The organism is Erythrobacter sp., assembly GCF_039988855.1.
GTDB lineage: Bacteria > Pseudomonadota > Alphaproteobacteria > Sphingomonadales > Sphingomonadaceae > Erythrobacter.
In genome coordinates this window covers 11,429-28,328 of sequence record NZ_JBDXIY010000001.1, presented here as the reverse complement: position 1 = coordinate 28,328, position 16,900 = coordinate 11,429, and the positions used below count along the sequence as shown (strand labels likewise).

Below are 16,900 nucleotides of genomic sequence, written 5' to 3'. Positions count from 1 at the left end.
ACATGAAGACGTTTCGGAATATCGCAGCCACTCTTGTGATGGTTTGGGCCTTGGGTTTCTTGTGGTTCACAGTCTCCTTGCCTCAGCCTGCGGGCGATGAAAAAACCGATGCCGTGATCGTGGCAACGGGCGGCGCGGGTCGCATCGCTCAAGGGCTCGCTGTGCTTGACCAGGGGCTTGCACCGCGCATGTTGGTGACCGGCGTCGATCCAGAGGTAACACCCGAAGAGTTTGCTGCTGAATTTGAAGTCCGTCCGACACAAATGGATTGCTGCGTCACCCTTGGGTTCATGGCAGTTGACACGCGCGGCAACGGGACCGAGGCGTCCTCTTGGGTGGAGCAACAGCAAATCCGATCCATTCGCCTTGTGACGACAGACTGGCATATGCGAAGAGCAGCCAGGGAGGTATCGCGGCGCCTACCTGACAACGTAACAATTGTTCGTGATGCGGTACCATCTGCGCCAAGTCTTGCGAGCCTATTCCTTGAATATCACAAGCTCATCGCCAGTTTTATAGCAGGCCTTTTTGGCTATTGAGTGCCCGCGCCCCCATATCTACATTGTAATGTGAAACGTGTCCGTAATTCGCAACCTTATCTTTTACCCGCTTTTTTATGGGTTTAGCGCTGTTCTGGTGATTGCATCAGTGCTGGCGATCCCATTTGGACGCGAGGCGTTGAAGAAGGTTGTGGCGATCTGGGGGGATTGGCACCTTTGGTGTGTTGAGACCGTTCTCAACATTAAAATCATCCAAACGGGCGTGATCCCGGATGAGCCGGTCTTGATTGCCGTCAAGCATGAGAGCTTTTTCGAAGCCATCGATATGCCGCGCTTGTTTAGCTTCCCGACTGTTTTTGCAAAACGTGAGTTGTTCTGGATTCCAGGATGGGGGTTCTCGGCGCGTATCTATGGCCTTGTGCCCGTCGCCCGAGATGGCGGGGCAAAGTCGCTACGCAAGATGATTGCAACGGCCAAACTGCGTGTCGGTGAAGGGCGTCCGTTGGTCATTTTCCCCGAAGGAACCCGCGTACCTCATGGAAAAGAGGTGCCTTTGCAATCGGGCTTTGCCGGGATTTACAAGCTGCTTGGTTTGCCCGTTGTACCGGTCGCCGTGAACAGTGGACCGTTTTACCACCGCATCATCAAACAGCCGGGCACCGTCACATACTGTGTTGGTCAGACAATCCCAGCGGGTCTTCCCCGCGCAGAGGTGGAACGCAAGGTTCACCTTGCGATCAATGCACTCAACAAAGGTGAAAACGTGCCCGCTGGAGGCATTCCCGCCGGCGCCTAGGCTGTTCGTAAGAGCTCAGGTCATCCGCGTGGTCAAGACGGCGAGCCTTCGTGAGCGCAAATCAAGAATGATCCTTACGTCCAAAGTCAGGGCGTTCGTCGTCCTGACCTTGGTCGATGACCTCACGTCTGATCGCGCGCGTACGAGAGAAGAGGTCGTGCAAGGTGTCGCCGTCACCCGAACGAATGGCACGTTGGAGAGCGGTAAGGTCTTCCGTAAAGCGTCCCAAAACTTCGAGCACGGCGCCCTTATTGTTCAAGAACACATCGCGCCACATCACTGGATCAGAAGCAGCAATCCGGGTGAAGTCGCGAAATCCGCCAGCGGAGTATTTGATGACTTCTGAGCGGGTAACCTCTTCCAAATCGCTAGCTGTGCCCACAATCGTATAGGCGATAAGGTGGGGGATATGGCTGGTTACTGCCAGCACCAGATCGTGGTGCGCCGCATCCATGATTTCGACCTTCGCGCCAAGCTTTGCCCAGAAATCCGACAGCGCTGCGACAGCGGTCTCGTCAACGTCCAAAGGCGGGGTCAAAATGCACCAACGATTGGTGAAGAGCGATGCAAAACCGGCCTCGGGCCCGCTATGTTCTGTCCCTGCGACGGGGTGCGCCGGGATGATCGTGTGAGCCGGAAGGGCGTTGGTAAGCGCCTTTGTCACGCTCTCTTTCGACGAACCGACATCAGAGATGATTGCGTTCGGCTTTAGATGCGGGGCCAATTCGCTCGCGGCCGTCTCCATCGCTCCAACGGGTACGCACAAAATCACCAAATCGGCATTGCGCACCGCATCGGCCGGGATTTCGCATACTTCATCAACGAGCCCGAGCGCCGCGGCACGTCCGCGCACATCAGCATCGCGATCATAACCTGTGGTGGATATAGAGTTGGCATGCTCTCGCACGGCAAGTCCAACCGACCCACCAAGCAATCCAAGTCCGAGAATGGCAACGTGTTGAATGCTCACTGTGCTTCTCCGCTCAGATTGACGCAAATCGACCGAAGGCAGTCAATGACATTCGCCATATCTTCACTTTTACCGATCGTAATGCGCAGAGCATTCGGCAGGCCTTGGGACGGTAAATGCCGTACGGCGTAACCAGCGTTTGCCAGCGCCCTTAGCGCGGTTTCGGCCTGCACCTCGCCTTCAAAGCGCACGAGGACAAAGTTCGCTTCGCTTGGTACACAGGAAATCCCATGATTGCCAAGCGCGCTGACCGCCTCGATAAACCGCGCACGTTCCGCGGTATTGTGGTCGCGGCTCATCTCGACAAATCCTTGGTCGCCAACCGCAGCGAGCGCCGCCTTTTGGCCGGAAGTCGTCACATTGAACGGTCCACGAATCCGGTTGAGCGCGTCGATGATATGCGGCGCACCTGTCGCCCAGCCAATACGTTCAGCGGCCAGACCGTAAATCTTGGAAAAAGTGCGGGTGACAAGAACATTCTCATGCGCGTTGGCAAGGTCAAAGCCGATCATCTGATGTTCGGGGGCTAGATATTCGCTGTAAGCTTCGTCGACGACAAGGAGCACATGGCTAGGAAGCCCTGCGTGGAGCCGTTTCACCTCGGCAGGTGGGAGCCAAGTGCCGGTGGGATTGTTGGGATTTGCAAGAAACAAAACCCGCGTCCGATCGCTCACTGCCGCCAGAAGCGCATCGACATTAGCGGTGAAATCAGTGTCATCGACCTCAACCGGCGTTGCTCCGCAGCGGCGCGCAGCGATATCGTAAACAGCGAAAGAATGGCGCGAAAACAACACTTCGTCGCCAGCCCCTGCAAAAGCCTGTGCCGCCAGATTGAGAAGCTCGTCAGAACCGGTCCCGCAAACAACCTTATCTGCGTCCAATTGATGAAGTTGGGCAAGAGCGCCGCGCAAATCCTTGGCATCGGGGTCCGGGTAAGGCGCTGCGCCGGCCGAGGAACCCCGCGGCGTTTCAAGCTGTTCCATTGCAGCAATCGATGACCCGAGTGGATTTTCATTGGCTGACAGCTTCACCAGAGGGCGACCGTCTCTGCCGCTGGACTTGCCAGGCACATATGCGTGAATACCTAATATGTATGGCTTGGGTTCAGGACGGTTGGTCATAGCGGGATCGGGCGATAACGGCTTGACGAGCACAAGAACAGCCCAATCAGCACGTTGCAGCAAATGACATGCTGACCCAATTGACATGTCGTAGGCGCTCCCCCAAGCCGCGATGCAGCCATGACGAATACCCTCGCCTCCAAAGTGCACGCGCTAAATGACGCTCTACCGCTCGATAGTGGTCAGGTGCTGGAGCATTGCGAGATTGCATATGAGACATATGGCGAGCTTAACCCGGAGAAATCCAATGCGATCCTCCTGTGCCATGCGCTCACTGGCGATCAATATGTGGCAAGCAATCATCCAATCACCGGCAAGCCGGGTTGGTGGGAACGCATGGTTGGACCGGGCAACCCCATCGACACGGACCGTTTTCACGTCATCTGCGCCAATGTGATTGGCTCATGCATGGGCTCAACTGGGCCCGCTTCGATTGCGCCAGATGGAAAACCTTATGGGATGCGATTTCCGGTCATCACCATCCGCGATATGGTGCGCGGCCTTGTCGGCCTGCTTGATGGGCTAGGCATTGAGAAATTGCATGCGGTAGTTGGCGGCTCGATGGGCGGAATGCAAACGCTGAGCCTTGCTGCCAATTGGCCTGAGCGCGCTCAGCGCATATTGGTTCTGGCCTCCACTGCAAGGCATTCTGCGCAAAATATCGCTTTCCATGAGCTTGGTCGCCAAGCAATCATGGCTGATCCCAATTGGGCGGACGGTGCATATTATGGAGGGGATGCAAAACCTGATAACGGCCTCGCTGTTGCCCGCATGGCCGCGCACATCACCTATCTGTCTGAAGAAGGGTTGACCGAGAAATTCGGACGCCGTTTGCAAGACCGTGATGCCAAGAGTTTCGGGTTTGAGGCCGACTTTCAGGTTGAAAGTTACCTGCGCTATCAAGGAAGTGGGTTCACCCAGCGTTTTGATGCCAACTCCTACCTCTATATCACGCGAGCGATGGACTATTTTGACCTCGCGGAAGAACACGGCGGAAAGCTTGCCGATGCCTTTGCCGAAACATCGGCGAGGTTTTGCCTGATTAGCTTTGACACCGATTGGCTTTATCCAACGGCAGAGAGCCGCCACGTCGTCCACGCATTAAATGCAACATCCGCCAAAGTGAGCTTTGTTGAGCTTAACGCCACTGCGGGGCATGACAGTTTCCTATTGCCCCACGATCAACTTGATCGCGTGGTTCGGGGGTTCATCGAATGAGCACCTTGCGTTTCGACCTTGCGGCAATTGCTGATCAAATCGGCCTTGAGAAGAAAGATGCACGTGTCCTTGATGTGGGCTGCGGCGATGGTGCATTGATGGCCGCACTTGAAGCCGAACACGGTGCCGATGTGCGGGGGGTCGAATTGGATCCGGTGAAGGTTGAACGGTGTGTGTCGCGCGGGCTTTCGGTTGTCCAAGGCGATGCTAACACCGACCTTGCAAACTATCCGGATAAAGCGTTTGATTTTGCTGTTCTCAGCCGCACGCTTCAGACCACAAATCGTCCGGACCAGGTGCTTGAAGAGCTATTGCGCGTTGCCGGAGTTGCTTTTGTGAGCTTTCCCAATTTTGCCCATTGGGGCACACGCGCTGCCCTAATGTTTGGGGGGAAAATGCCGGTTACGAATGCGCTTCCGGTGAGCTGGTATGAAACTGAGAATATCCACCATGTGACAGTGGAAGATTTCCGCGCGCTTGTTTCCCAAAAAGGGGCTAAGATTGCCCGCGAATGGAATTTTGCAAATGAGCGCGCCATCGGCTCGCTAGGAGCCAATTGGCGCGCTGAAATTGCTGTGTTTCAGCTAAGTTGCTGAGGCTCAGCTAGGACGGTGAAGGCCGCAGATTTTGTGGCCGTCAGGATCGGTGAAATAGCACAGATACATTGGACCCATTGAGCCTTCGCGAAGGCCGGGAGGGTCTTCGCAAGTGGTACCGCCGTTTGCGACCGCAACGTCGTGGAACTCCTGAATTTGCTCAGGTGAATCGCATACAAAACCAAGGGTAAAGCCATTGGAAGGTTGAGCAGGCTCGCCGTTAATTGGTTCGCTGAGCGAGAAAGTGCTGCCTTTGTGCATGTAGAACAAGCGAGTTTGTCCCGTGTCATTGACATGAGCCATAGGCTCACCAGCACCAAGAACGCCAAGAGCAGCGTTATAAAAGGCTTTGGACTTTTCGATATCGTTGGAACCGATCATCACGTGATTAAGCATGGAAATTGTCTCCTCTCATGCATTGAACATGGAAGGAGGTAGGTTGCAATTAGAGACGCGGCAAGGTCAAACTTTGCCATGCGGTGCCGGCACGCAAATCGTAGTCGCAGGTTCAGATGTATCCAGCTAAGAGAAACGCATGATCCTTTCCTCACTTGCAGCAGCTCTAGCGCTTCAGGCGGCCACACCTGTTCTTGCCAAACCTTCTTCATTTGCAGATCTGTCACTTGAAGAAGCCACAGCACCGCGATGCGGCGTGGCCTTTGCCATCGTACAAGGATGGCAGGTTTCAGGCGATACGCGCGGCGGTGCTTGGCCAAGCATGGAAGAGGTAGGCGCGCGCGAGTTTTTTCTTGGCGCGATAGCGCGTCTAATGGATAAATATGGCCTTGAGCGTTCCGAGGTGAGCACGCTTATCCTAGGCGAAACGCAAAGGCATCAAACCGATGATTTTGCACGCGTGCAGGCAATGATGCCCGGCTGTTTGGTCCTTCTTCAAGGCACATAATCGACTGGCGGGTGATAGGCTGACGTTGGAGCCTTAAGTTGGTGGATTTTCGATTGCGTTTGAGGCATGACTGACCACGCAATGTGGCATCTCTATCAATTTCCCTTGTGTCCGTTTTCTCGCAAGATTCGCCTTCTTATGGGGGAGAAGGGGATCGCCTATGACCTTGTGCGCGAGGACCCTTGGGCACCGTCCGACATGTTCCCCAACTTGAATGCTGCGGGGACCACTCCGGTGGTGGTCAATCAGGAGAAGAACATCACGCTTGCTGACAGCCGGGCGATTGGTGAATATTTCGAAGAGACGGTTGATACATCGCCAATGATCAACGGAACCGCCGCGGGCCGCGCAGAGATCCGCCGTCTGGTCGCATTGTTTGATGAAAACTTTTACCGCGATGTCACTGCCCCGCTTTTGATGGAGCGGATGAAGAAGCGGTTGATTTACAAACAGCCTCCCAACAGCACCGTTTTGCGCGATGCGATGAAGAATGCGCATGGGCATTTGGACTATATGGATTGGCTTATCGACAATCGTCCTTGGCTCGCTGGTTCCACGATGAGCCTTGCGGATCTGTCTGCTGCTGCCCAAATCAGCGTTGCCGACTACCTCGGCGGAATTGACTGGAAAGGGCACGAGCAGACGCGCGGTTGGTATTCCGTTTTCAAAAGCCGTCCAAGTTTTCGTCCGCTCTTGTCTGAGCGCATGGACGTGATCAAACCTCCGGCGCACTATGCGCTTGTTGATGGCTAGAGTTAGGAACCCCGATGAACGATGATCCCAAGGCCGTAGCCGATGAAGAATGGCGGGCACGCCTCTCGGCGGAACAATTCCACATCTTACGCGAAGCGGGAACAGAACGCGCATTCACCGGGAAGTATGACAAATTCTACGAGAATGGCGAATATCTGTGCGCTGCATGCGGGACCCGGCTCTTTATTAGCGCGGCCAAATACAACAGCGGATGCGGTTGGCCTGCCTTTACCAAGCCTGCTGATGCAGAAGTCATTGACGAACACCGCGACGTATCATTCGGCATGATCCGAACCGAGGTTCGTTGCGGGAAATGCAGCGGGCATTTGGGTCATGTCTTTCCCGATGGGCCACCACAAGAAGGCGGTCTTCGTTATTGCATCAACTCAGCCGCACTCGCATTTGCGCCTGAAGAAGACTGAACTTCGCACAATTTGGCGCATAATTCAGACAACTTGTGGGGATGAGCCTGTCCCCGGCGTTCACGCCTCGTTACAAGTTCCTTAGACATAATGTGTCAGAAATTGGGCAGGTGGCCTGCAACGAAGTGCGAAAACGCTAGATGTCGAAGCGAGGTGACAACCTCTCAAATAAGAACAAGCGTGGCTCGCGCCGCGCCGCTACTGAGCGCTCGGCTTCTGGGAAGTCGAAGAAATCCTCTTCAAAAAAGAAGACGACATTGAAACGCGAAGGCGCACCTTCCCCGTTCTGGAAATGGACCAAACGCTTTGCGGTGTTCGGCGGGGTTGCTGCGCTTTTGGGGACGGTTTTTCTAGCGTTCGCGGTCGGCTTTGCTGCCCGTGAACTGCCCAGCTTTTTCCAACTTAAGGCCAGCCAAGCGGGGCAGACCATACTGGTGCGCGCACGCGATGGTAGCGAGATTGTCGAGATCGGCCCAAGCTTTGGTGAATGGCTTGAGTTTCAAGACATCCCTGAAAATATGCGCAATGCCATGGTCGCGGTGGAGGATAAGCGGTTCTATTCGCACTACGGCGTCGATCCGATCCGGACGACGGGCGCCGTTGTAGAAGGCTTTACCGGGGCGCGCTCGCGTGTGGGCGGAACCTCCACGATTACGCAGCAATTGGCCCGCAACCTTTTCCTAAGCTCGAACCGGACCTTCGATCGTAAGGCGCGCGAGGCGATACTTGCGATGGCGCTGGAGTGGAAGTTTTCCAAAGAGCAAATCCTCGAACTTTACCTCAATAAGGTCTATTTCGGCGGCGGCGCGTATGGTGTCGACAGCGCGTCGCGCAAATTCTTTAGCCACCCGGGCAAGACATTGAGCGTTGCCGAGGCCTCGATTATTGCAGGGCTCGTAAAGGCACCCAGCCGTTACTCCCCCACTGCCGATGTTCAGGCGGCGGTTGACCGGGCGGCGGTCGTGCTCCGCCTAATGAAAGAGCAAGAGTACATCACCTCCGATCAGGCTTCGGTCGATGTGGATGCTGTCCAACTGAAGCAGCAAGCCGGTCAAAACTCAGTCCGCTATTTTACCGACTATGTACTGCCACAGCTCGATATCATCTTGCCGGAGACCAACGCTCCCTTGGAGGTATGGACCACTTTGGACGTGGGAATGCAGCGCGCGGCAACCGCAGCAGTTGCATCAAACTCTCCCGATGGCGCGCAGGGTGCCTTGGTAAGTCTGGATCGTGACGGCGCGATCCTCGCTTTGGTCGGAGGCACCGATTATGTTGAAAGCAATTTCAACCGCGCAACCGACGCCATGCGCCAGCCGGGCTCTTCGTGGAAGCTCTTTGTATATCTTGCCGCTTTGGAAGCAGGCTACACACCTGAAGACAAGGTCGTCGATACGCCGGTGACAATTGATGGGTGGAGCCCGCGAAACTCCAATGGTCGCAATGTGGGGGAGACAAGCCTTCGCACATCCTTCGCTTTTTCGATCAACACCGTCGCTGCGCAATTGGGCAATGAAGTCGGCTTTGGAACGGTTGCGTCTATGGCCAGACGTTTCGGCATCAGTTCGCCGGTTTCAACGTTCCCATCCATGGTTCTGGGCGCCTCTGAGGTTCGCCTTCTTGAAATGACGCAAGCCTTTGCGGGTATTTCTGCACGCGGCATGGCGGTCGAGCCATATGGGATCTCCAAAGTGGTGACCTCGGATGGAGAGACGATTTATCAACACAAGACGCCGCGCGAAACCAAGCTGGTGCCTGATTATGTGGCCGCTGGGATCACTGACCTTTTGCAGGCTGCGGTACAGACGGGCACGGGCCGTGCAGCGCAAATCGGGCGGCCGGTCGCCGGCAAAACCGGGACCACCAGTTCAAACAAGGACGGTTGGTTTGTAGGCTTCTCTAGCGGGATAACCACCGGCGTATGGATGGGGCGCGATGACGCAAAACGCGTTGCGGGCCTCCAAGGTGGCCGCGCGCCCGCAAGAGCATTTGCTGCCTATATGCGTTATGCAGTGAAAGACAGGGCGGTGGAGGAGTTCGATACTGAGTTGAACTTGCCTGAATGGCGGCTTGAGCCTGATGAAGAGGCTCTGTTTGGCGATCCGGACGACTATTATTTCATCGATGAACAGGGCAATCTTATCGAGCCAGGGCGCCGCGATCCTGACAGCCCAGCATTCGACATTGATGGCGAGCGTCCACTTGATCCCGTTGAAGAGCCGCCCGCGGCGGTCACTGATGATTTCCTAGAACAGGCGATTGGCGGTGAAGCGAACTCGCCGCCTAACACACCGGAGCCGCCAAGCTCGGTCTCTGACCCGGGTTTCCTGCGTGAGGATGACCCGCCGTTGTAATCCGCAGCTCGCTAGCCTGTGACCAGAGCCAAGGCCTTCACGATGCGCAAACAAAAAGCCCCCGGAGCCGATGTGGCAGCGGGGGCTTTTCCATTCGGTTGCGGCTTAGCGTTTAGTTGCTGCGAAGCCGGATTGGAAGGAAGCGCGGTGGTTGACCACGGCGTTGAATGCGCAAGAGAACCGCATCACGGCCATCGGCTTCGGCGGCGGTGATTTGTTCACGCAGCGCTTCAATCGTGCCAACAGCGTTGTAGTTCGCAGACAAGATCACATCGCCGCGGCGAAGACCCTTGCGGCCCGCATCCGAGTTTGGATCAACTGCGCCGACCACAAGGCCCACCGTATCGGCATCAACCCCAAGGCTGCGCGCGATTTGCGGGGTCATTTCGAGAACTTGGAGGCCAAGCTTCTCAGCAATCTGATCGTCCATCTGATCCGGGTTCATTGGTTCTTCTGAATCCGGGTCGAAGTCTTGCTGTTGTTCGGCAAGCTCATCTTCGCTTGGACGGCGAGCAAGAGTGGTGTCGAGCTCAACCTCGCTGCCTTCACGTAGAACCTTCACTGGGACGGTCACTCCCGGATCGATGTTGGCGACAAGGAAGGACACCGTTTGCTCGGAAGAAACCTCGCGGCCATTGACCTCAACGATGATATCACCTGCCTGCATTCCAGCGCGTTCTGCCGGGCTGTCATCGGTAACAAGCTGTACGATTTCGCCGCGATTGCGATCAAGACCAAGCGAATCGGCCAGATCATCGTTCATCGGCTGAAGGCTAACGCCAAGATAGCCGCGCTCGATTTCCTGACCTTGCTTAAGCTGATTGACAATCGGCTCTGCTATCTCGCTCGGGATTGCAAATCCGATCCCGACACTCCCGCCAGATGGCGAGAAGATCGCATTGTTAATGCCAATCACATTGCCGCGCATATCGAACAGAGGACCGCCCGAGTTGCCTCGGTTGATGCTGGCATCGGTTTGGATAAAGCGGTCATAGGCGCCGCCTTGTCCGGTGTTACGGTAAACTGCAGAGATGATCCCGGAGGTAACGGTACCACCAAGGCCAAAGGGATTGCCGATCGCAACGACCCATTCGCCTACGCGCGATTCGGCACTATTGCCGAATGTCACAAATGGGAACGCATTCTCAGATTTGATCTTGAGTACCGCCAAATCCGACGCGGCATCTGCCCCGACCAATTCAGCTTCGTATTCGGTGCCGTCTGGGAATGTGACGGTGATCTCTTCAAGACGAGCGCGGTTGTCAGGGGCGACCACGTGATTGTTGGTCACGACAAAGCCATCGGCGCTTATGATAAAGCCCGAACCCAAGGATTGCGCTTCGCGACGCTGCGGCTGATTGCCTCCGCGGCGGTTGAACAGTTCGGCAAAAGGCGTGCCTGCAAATGGGTTGCGATTGACCTCGACCGATTGCCGTGTCGCGATGTTGACCACGGCAGGCTGTAATTGCTGCGTCAGATCAGCGAAGCTCGCCGGCGCACCAGCGACCGGCACGACGTTCTCCATCACGCTGCTATCGTTTTGCGCGACTTGCGCTCCTGCCGGGATACCCGTCATCAGCGAAACCGCTGCGCCTCCAACCAGAAGCGCGCTCGTCAGTCCATAAACATACCGCACGTTGCTCACGTCCTCTCATTCCTTCCTTCATGAGGCACCCATGCTAAAGCCGGGGCCTTGAGATACTCTAAGTTACGCCTGCCTTTAGGCCTTACACGCACTTAACCGCGATTGAACACGAATGTAGTCGGTAGTTCGCAGTCAGCCGTTAGTCGGTTACCCGTTTCCATCAACGACCATTGAACTGGTTGAAGTATTCATTGTCCGCATCAAGGACCATCGTACTGTCGCCTTCACCATTGATGAAGGTTTGACGATAGCTCTCCATGGCGCGGTAGAAATCGTAGAAATCCGGGTCCTTGCCATAGGCAGCAGCATAGGTTGATGCGGCCTGCGCGTCGGCTTCGGCACGGATGATCTGCGCATTCTTGCGCCCTTGCGCGCGGATGGTTTCAGCCTGCTCTTGGCGTTCGGAAATCATCCTTGTGAAGGCTGCTTGCAATGGCGTCCCTTCGGGCAAGTCGGCTGCCTTAATCCGTACATCGATGATTTGCGCACCGTATTCGCGCGATTGCGTATCGAGCGTTTCGCGAATGCGGCTCATGGCATTACCGCGCTCGGCTGTGAGGAGACTCGCGAATGTCCGGCGGCCCAACTCCTGACGCAAAGCCGAGCGAAGGATACGTGCGAGCTGCACATTCAGCCTCGATTCGTCACCGGCGCGTTCGATCATCGTTACCGGCTGAATGATCCGATAGCGCGCATAGGCATTCACGCGGAGACGCTGCTGATCACTGGTGAGCACTTGCTCGTTGTCCATGTCCAAATCGAGAACGCGGCGCTCGACCATTTGCACACGGTCAACGAAGGGGATTCTCCACCAGATGCCGGCCCCTGTCAGACCATAGGGATCTTCAGGATTGTACATGTTGACGATGTCTTGCGGTTCACCCGTTCGAATGATGACCGCTTGTTGCGTTTCAGGCGTAACGAACAGAGTCGATGCAGTCGCTGCAAGGGCTACGATCGCTGCAATGATCGGAAGGCGAAAACGAGTCCAGATGCTGTTCATGTTATTGGCCTCCCGTCGCTGGAGCTGCGGGTTCGGCGGAGCGCCGCTCCACTTCGCGTAGAGGCAAATAAGGGGTCACGCCATCAGCATCGATAATGGTCTTGTCTGTTCGGGAAAGCACGGCTTCCATTGTCTCGTAATACATCCTTCGGCGCGTCACTTGCGGGGCAAGGCGATATTCGCCGTAAATCTGATTGAATTGTTCTGCGTCACCTTCGGCGCGGGCCAAGAGACGCTGTGAATACCGACGTGCACCGTTCAATTCACGTTCGGCATCCTGTTGGGCTGCAAGAACGTCGTTAAAGGCCTCAACCACGCTTTCAGGGGGGTCGGTTTTGTCGACTTCGACACCCAGAACCGAGATCCCCGCGCCATAGGCGTCGAGGATACCTTGCATCCGGGTTTGGACGTTGCCCTGAATATCAGCCCGCCCTTCGCCCGAAATCACTGTGTCGAGCGTTTTTTCTGCAACCGATGCGCGCATCGCGGTCTCGGCTGCCTCACGCACGGTTTCAATGGGATCGGCGAGCTGGAATTGGAACAACGAAAGGTCATTGATATTCCAACGAACGGAATAGCTGAGGTCAACCAAGTTTTGATCGCCGGTCAGGATGAGCTTGCTTGGCACTTCCTCAATCCGGGCGGCTTCCACGTTTTCGATCTCGACGATGTCGATTGGATAAGGAAGGGACCAGTTCGTACCTTGAGAGAAGCTATCGACATATTTGCCGCCGAAGCGGGTCACGGTCGCTTGCTCGCCGGGTTGGATGAAGTGAACACTTGAGAAAATCACCCAAACAGCTGCGGCCCCGACAAGAAGCACGGGTAGCCAACTGCCACCGCCCGGACGTTCCGGCATGCGCAGCGTTGGGCCGCCTCCGCCACCAGCGCGGCGCGGGCCTTCCGGGCCTCTGTTCTTGAAGATGTCTTCAATGCTGGCCGAACGGCGTTTGCCATCATCGGAACCACCACCACCGGGAAGCCAAGGGTTACGCGGTCCATCCTTTCCGGGGCCATCGGGCTTGTCATCGGATGAGCTTTCACCCGATGAATCGCTGCCGTCACCATCTCCATTTTCATTGGGTTTGCCCCAAGGATTTTTCTTACCAGCCATCGCTAGGCCAATCTGCTGTTTAAAACCGTCAAAAATTCGCATGTTCTTTCTATAGGATGCGTTTGCAGGAAAAACAGGGGTTGAAACGCGGATTTTGATGTTAGAGCGGTTTCATCATGAGTAGCGATGACACCAATCAGCCCGAGTTAGACCAAGATGAAGCCCTTTTGCGAGGGGCATTGCCGGTTGAAATCCAAGGGCGAATTCGTTCGGCACGCTTGAAAGAAGGCCGCGCAATTGTGGTCGCTGAGGCGGGCGACCTCGGCGCAAAGGCGCGCGAAGAGCTTGAGAAGCTAATTGAAAACGCTTTACAAGGTTTGGCCAAGGTGGATGAAGCGCGTGTTGCCCTTATCGCAGAACGTCGTCGCCGCATGATTATCGCAATTGGATCGGGCAAAGGCGGCGTTGGCAAATCCACGCTGACAACCAATTTGGCCGTGGCTTTGGCAAAGATGGGTCAAAAGGTCGGTGTTATTGATGGCGATATCTACGGGCCGTCACAGGCACGCTTGCTCGCGACCGAAAAGGCGAAGGCAGAGGCGGATGGCGACAAGCTTGTGCCGATTGAAAGCCCGCACGGTGTGAAAATGCTCTCGATGGGCAACCTCGTTGCGCAGGGTAAAGCGCTGGCGTGGCGCGGGCCCATGGCAGGCAAAGCTCTCACCCAGATTGTTGATGCACAATGGGGCGATACCGAGCTTTTGCTGATCGATTTGCCGCCGGGTACAGGGGATGTGCAAATTTCGATGATGGCCGATAACAAGCCCGATGGCGCGGTGCTTGTCTCAACGCCCCAAGATTTGGCGCTTCTCGATGCGGCCCGCGCAGGCCAGTTGTTTGAGGACGGCAATGTGCCGATCATCGGCCTTGTCGAGAACATGTCTGGGTATGCCTGCCCAGAGTGCGGTCATGTCTCCAACCCATTTGGCGAAGGCGGCGTAGAGAAATTTGCCGGGGCGCTTGAAATACCATTTCTTGGCCGCATCCCGCTCACGATGGAAACACGGCTCGCAGGTGATGCTGGCAAGCCCCCAGCAGTAAATGACGATGAAGGCGCAAGGCCGTTTATAGCCATCGCCGAGGCGCTTGATCGCTGGATCAGGAACGGCAAAGTCTAATCGTTATGGAGATTACCCGGCGAGGATTGATTGGAGGCGCTGCTGTTGGCGGCGGGCTTTTGATCGCGTGGTGGGCTTTACCGCGCAATTACCCCAACCCTTTGACACCCGCGCGCGGAGAATATGTGTTGGGCGCATGGCTCAAAATCGCAGAGGACGGGGTGGTGAGCGTCGCTGTGCCCCAACTTGAGATGGGGCAAGGGATTACCACTCTAATCCCGCAGATTGTGGCTGAAGAACTCGGCGCAGATTGGCGGCAGATTGCGGTCGAGCCTGCTGCCGCCGCAGCCGCATATGCCAATGCACCGTTGGCAGAGCGTTGGATTGGCCTTTGGGACCCGGTGACTGCTGGATTGTCCGAAAATACGGATGAAATGCTTGCGCACAGATTCGCAACCTCGCAACGATTCACGGCGACCGCTGATGGCACCTCTTTGGCCGCATATGAACAACCCGTGCGCGAAGCGGCTGCTACTGCGCGGGCCATGCTGGCGATGGAGGCGGCCACCCGGTGGGAGACTTCTTGGGAGGAATGCCAGGTTGAGGCAGGCATTGTGTCTTTTGGCGACAACCGAGCCACATTTGGCGAACTTGCCTCGGGCGCTGCAGAGCAATCGCCGCCTGATCCGCCGCCCCTGAAGCCGGAGGCGCCAAACGCGAACCCACATAGCAGCCAGACGCTAAACAATCAGTCAGGCGGCGCATTGACTGGATCATTCCCACGCATCGATCTGCCTTCTAAAGTGGATGGATCACACAGGTTTGCGGGCGACGTTCGCCTACCGGGCATGGTCTATGCCGCGATCCGTCATGGCCCCAACAACGGCAGTGAACTGACCGATTTTAGTGTGGAGGCTGCGCAAGGGATTACTGGGATTGTCGGCGCGGTAAAGACTAAGCGTTGGCTCGCTGTGGCGGCAACAACATCATGGGCTGCACAGCGGGCATTGCAAGCGATGGAACCGCAATTTACCGCAGACTTCCCCGTCAGCAGCGAGGATATCACCGCAAGGCTCGACACGCTTTTGACCTCCGGAGATAGCTTCAAGATCGCTGAAATCGGCTTCGGCGAAGAAGCGATGACCCGGGTCGATCTCGCTCGGCGTTATGAAGTGGATGCCTTCCACGCGGCCCCGGTCGAAACGGCAAGCGCAGTGGCGCGCTTTTCTGATGGCCGTTTGGAGCTTTGGATCGCTTCACAAGCTCCTGAGCAGGCAAGGGCAGCCGCCGCTAAAGCTGTAGGACTAAGCGTCGAAGACGTCGCCCTTTACCCCATGTCTGCAGGCGGAAGCTTTGATGCACGCTTAGAGCATGACCACGCGATTGAAGTGGTCCATATCGCCAAGGAATTGGGAAAACCGGTTCAGCTGACTTGGTCCCGGCGAGAGGAGATGATCCGTTCACGACCATCTGCGCCGGTCTTTACCTTGATCGGTGCTCAGCTAGCTGGCGGCGAAGGGGCTGGCCCTCCTAGCGGCATCATTGACGCGCTGAAACTGCGCGTGGCCACTCCGCCTTCGACACATGAATTTGGCAAGCGCCTTTTCGGCAATCTCACTCCATGGGCGGCCATTAGAGAGACGACTGGTCAAAAGGACGCGCTTGCGGTTGAAGGCACTGTTCCTCCTTACGATCTACCCAGCGTCACAGTGCGCCACATCCCCGTGGAGACGGGATATCCTGCCGGACGGGTGCGGGGCAATGCGCATGTGGCAAGTGCTTTTGGAATTGAGAGCTTTATCGATGAAATCGCGACAGAAAGCGGGCGCGAGCCCTTATCCTATCGCATGTCGATGCTCGGATCTGATGTCCGGCTTGCTGCTTGTCTTCAGCGCGCAGCCACTTTGGCGCAATGGGACGGCGGCAGCGATCAAAGCGGCCAAGGGCTAGCCTGTTATCGCATTGGTGATGCCCCAACCGGAGGCCGGATCGCTTGTGTCGCGACAGCCCGGCGCGGTGAAGGTGGGCTTCGGGTGACGCGCCTTTCTGCTGCCGTGGATATTGGCCGGATCGTCAATCTTGATATCGCACGCCAACAGATCGAGGGAGGGTTGCTTTTTGGTCTCGGCATTGCACTTGGCAACTCGCCTACGATGCGCAGCGGCCTTCCCGAGAGTTTTGAATATAGCGATCTAGGTCTTCCCAAGCTTGTTGATTGCCCAGAGATCGTCGTTGATTTTCTGCCGAGCAGTCAACCGCATGCAGACCCCGGAGAATTAGGCGTTGCCGTCGCATCTCCCGCTATCGCAAATGCGCTGTTTTCGGCTACAGGCTTGCGCTTGAGGCGACTGCCTCTACTTTCAGGTGGGCTCTAGACCCACATCATTGGCGTGCGAGATAACGGCGAGTTTTTAGGAATTTGTTGGCGCGACTGGACCCGAAACTC

16 protein-coding genes are annotated in these 16,900 nt (G+C 56.2%); 10 read left to right on the top strand and 6 right to left on the bottom strand.

Annotation, left to right across the window (positions count from 1 at the left end):
- Nucleotides 1-2 precede the first annotated feature (2 nt).
- Nucleotides 3-539 carry a YdcF family protein gene (locus ABJ205_RS00145; protein WP_348160395.1) on the top strand — a complete coding sequence of 179 codons (537 nt, stop codon included), beginning with the start codon at nucleotides 3-5 and terminating at the stop codon, nucleotides 537-539.
- 37 nt (nucleotides 540-576) lie between these two features.
- Nucleotides 577-1,296, top strand: coding sequence for a lysophospholipid acyltransferase family protein (locus ABJ205_RS00140; RefSeq protein ID WP_348160393.1), 720 nt, complete (start codon nucleotides 577-579; stop codon nucleotides 1,294-1,296).
- Between the two features lie 61 nt (nucleotides 1,297-1,357).
- On the opposite strand, the gene ABJ205_RS00135 is transcribed toward ABJ205_RS00140, so the two are convergent.
- Together ABJ205_RS00135 and hisC are read right to left on the bottom strand one after the other, a co-directional pair.
- Nucleotides 1,358-2,266, bottom strand: coding sequence for a prephenate/arogenate dehydrogenase family protein (locus tag ABJ205_RS00135; RefSeq protein WP_348160391.1), 909 nt, complete (start codon nucleotides 2,264-2,266; stop codon nucleotides 1,358-1,360).
- Complete coding sequence (gene hisC, locus ABJ205_RS00130) at nucleotides 2,263-3,387, bottom strand: histidinol-phosphate transaminase (RefSeq protein ID WP_348160461.1); 1,125 nt, start codon at nucleotides 3,385-3,387, stop codon at nucleotides 2,263-2,265. Before hisC ends, ABJ205_RS00135 begins: the two co-directional genes overlap by 4 nt.
- A 120-nt stretch (nucleotides 3,388-3,507) precedes the next feature.
- Here hisC and ABJ205_RS00125 point away from each other — a divergent pair, with 120 nt between their 5' ends.
- Together ABJ205_RS00125 and metW are read left to right on the top strand one after the other, a co-directional pair.
- On the top strand, nucleotides 3,508-4,605 hold the full coding sequence (locus ABJ205_RS00125) for a homoserine O-acetyltransferase (protein WP_348160389.1): 1,098 nt from the start codon (nucleotides 3,508-3,510) through the stop codon (nucleotides 4,603-4,605).
- Entirely contained in the window at nucleotides 4,602-5,201 is a 600-nt protein-coding gene (gene metW / locus ABJ205_RS00120) for a methionine biosynthesis protein MetW (RefSeq protein WP_348160387.1), read from the top strand. The genes ABJ205_RS00125 and metW overlap by 4 nt, the downstream gene beginning before the upstream one ends.
- Nucleotides 5,202-5,204: 3 nt before the next feature.
- On the opposite strand, the gene ABJ205_RS00115 is transcribed toward metW, so the two are convergent.
- A complete protein-coding gene (locus tag ABJ205_RS00115; protein ID WP_348160385.1) occupies nucleotides 5,205-5,597 on the bottom strand; it encodes a VOC family protein in 393 nt (130 codons plus the stop codon).
- Nucleotides 5,598-5,736: 139 nt separating this feature from the next.
- Between ABJ205_RS00115 and ABJ205_RS00110 the strand changes: the two genes are divergently transcribed.
- The 4 genes from ABJ205_RS00110 (at nucleotide 5,737) to ABJ205_RS00095 (ending at nucleotide 9,634) form a co-directional block, all read left to right on the top strand.
- The gene (locus tag ABJ205_RS00110) at nucleotides 5,737-6,105 is read left to right on the top strand and encodes a hypothetical protein (RefSeq protein ID WP_348160384.1); all 369 of its coding nucleotides are present in this window, start codon (nucleotides 5,737-5,739) and stop codon (nucleotides 6,103-6,105) included.
- Nucleotides 6,106-6,186: 81 nt separating this feature from the next.
- Nucleotides 6,187-6,858: a glutathione S-transferase family protein gene (locus ABJ205_RS00105; protein ID WP_348160459.1), complete on the top strand. Its 672-nt coding sequence runs from the start codon at nucleotides 6,187-6,189 to the stop codon at nucleotides 6,856-6,858.
- Between the two features lie 14 nt (nucleotides 6,859-6,872).
- Nucleotides 6,873-7,280, top strand: coding sequence for a peptide-methionine (R)-S-oxide reductase MsrB (gene msrB, locus ABJ205_RS00100; protein WP_348160382.1), 408 nt, complete (start codon nucleotides 6,873-6,875; stop codon nucleotides 7,278-7,280).
- Between the two features lie 140 nt (nucleotides 7,281-7,420).
- Nucleotides 7,421-9,634, top strand: a complete 2,214-nt coding sequence (locus ABJ205_RS00095; protein ID WP_348160381.1) for a PBP1A family penicillin-binding protein — start codon at nucleotides 7,421-7,423, stop codon at nucleotides 9,632-9,634.
- Nucleotides 9,635-9,746: 112 nt separating this feature from the next.
- Here ABJ205_RS00095 and ABJ205_RS00090 read toward each other — a convergent pair whose 3' ends face one another.
- From ABJ205_RS00090 to ABJ205_RS00080, 3 genes are all read right to left on the bottom strand, one after another.
- Complete coding sequence (locus ABJ205_RS00090) at nucleotides 9,747-11,279, bottom strand: Do family serine endopeptidase (protein WP_348160379.1); 1,533 nt, start codon at nucleotides 11,277-11,279, stop codon at nucleotides 9,747-9,749.
- Between the two features lie 160 nt (nucleotides 11,280-11,439).
- Entirely contained in the window at nucleotides 11,440-12,282 is an 843-nt protein-coding gene (locus tag ABJ205_RS00085; protein ID WP_348160378.1) for a protease modulator HflC, read from the bottom strand.
- Nucleotide 12,283: 1 nt separating this feature from the next.
- A complete protein-coding gene (locus ABJ205_RS00080; protein WP_348160377.1) occupies nucleotides 12,284-13,438 on the bottom strand; it encodes a protease modulator HflK in 1,155 nt (384 codons plus the stop codon).
- 74 nt (nucleotides 13,439-13,512) lie between these two features.
- Here ABJ205_RS00080 and ABJ205_RS00075 point away from each other — a divergent pair, with 74 nt between their 5' ends.
- Entirely contained in the window at nucleotides 13,513-14,514 is a 1,002-nt protein-coding gene (locus ABJ205_RS00075; protein ID WP_348160376.1) for an Mrp/NBP35 family ATP-binding protein, read from the top strand.
- A 5-nt stretch (nucleotides 14,515-14,519) separates the two neighbouring features.
- Nucleotides 14,520-16,829: a molybdopterin cofactor-binding domain-containing protein gene (locus ABJ205_RS00070; protein WP_348160374.1), complete on the top strand. Its 2,310-nt coding sequence runs from the start codon at nucleotides 14,520-14,522 to the stop codon at nucleotides 16,827-16,829.
- Nucleotides 16,830-16,900 lie beyond the last annotated feature (71 nt).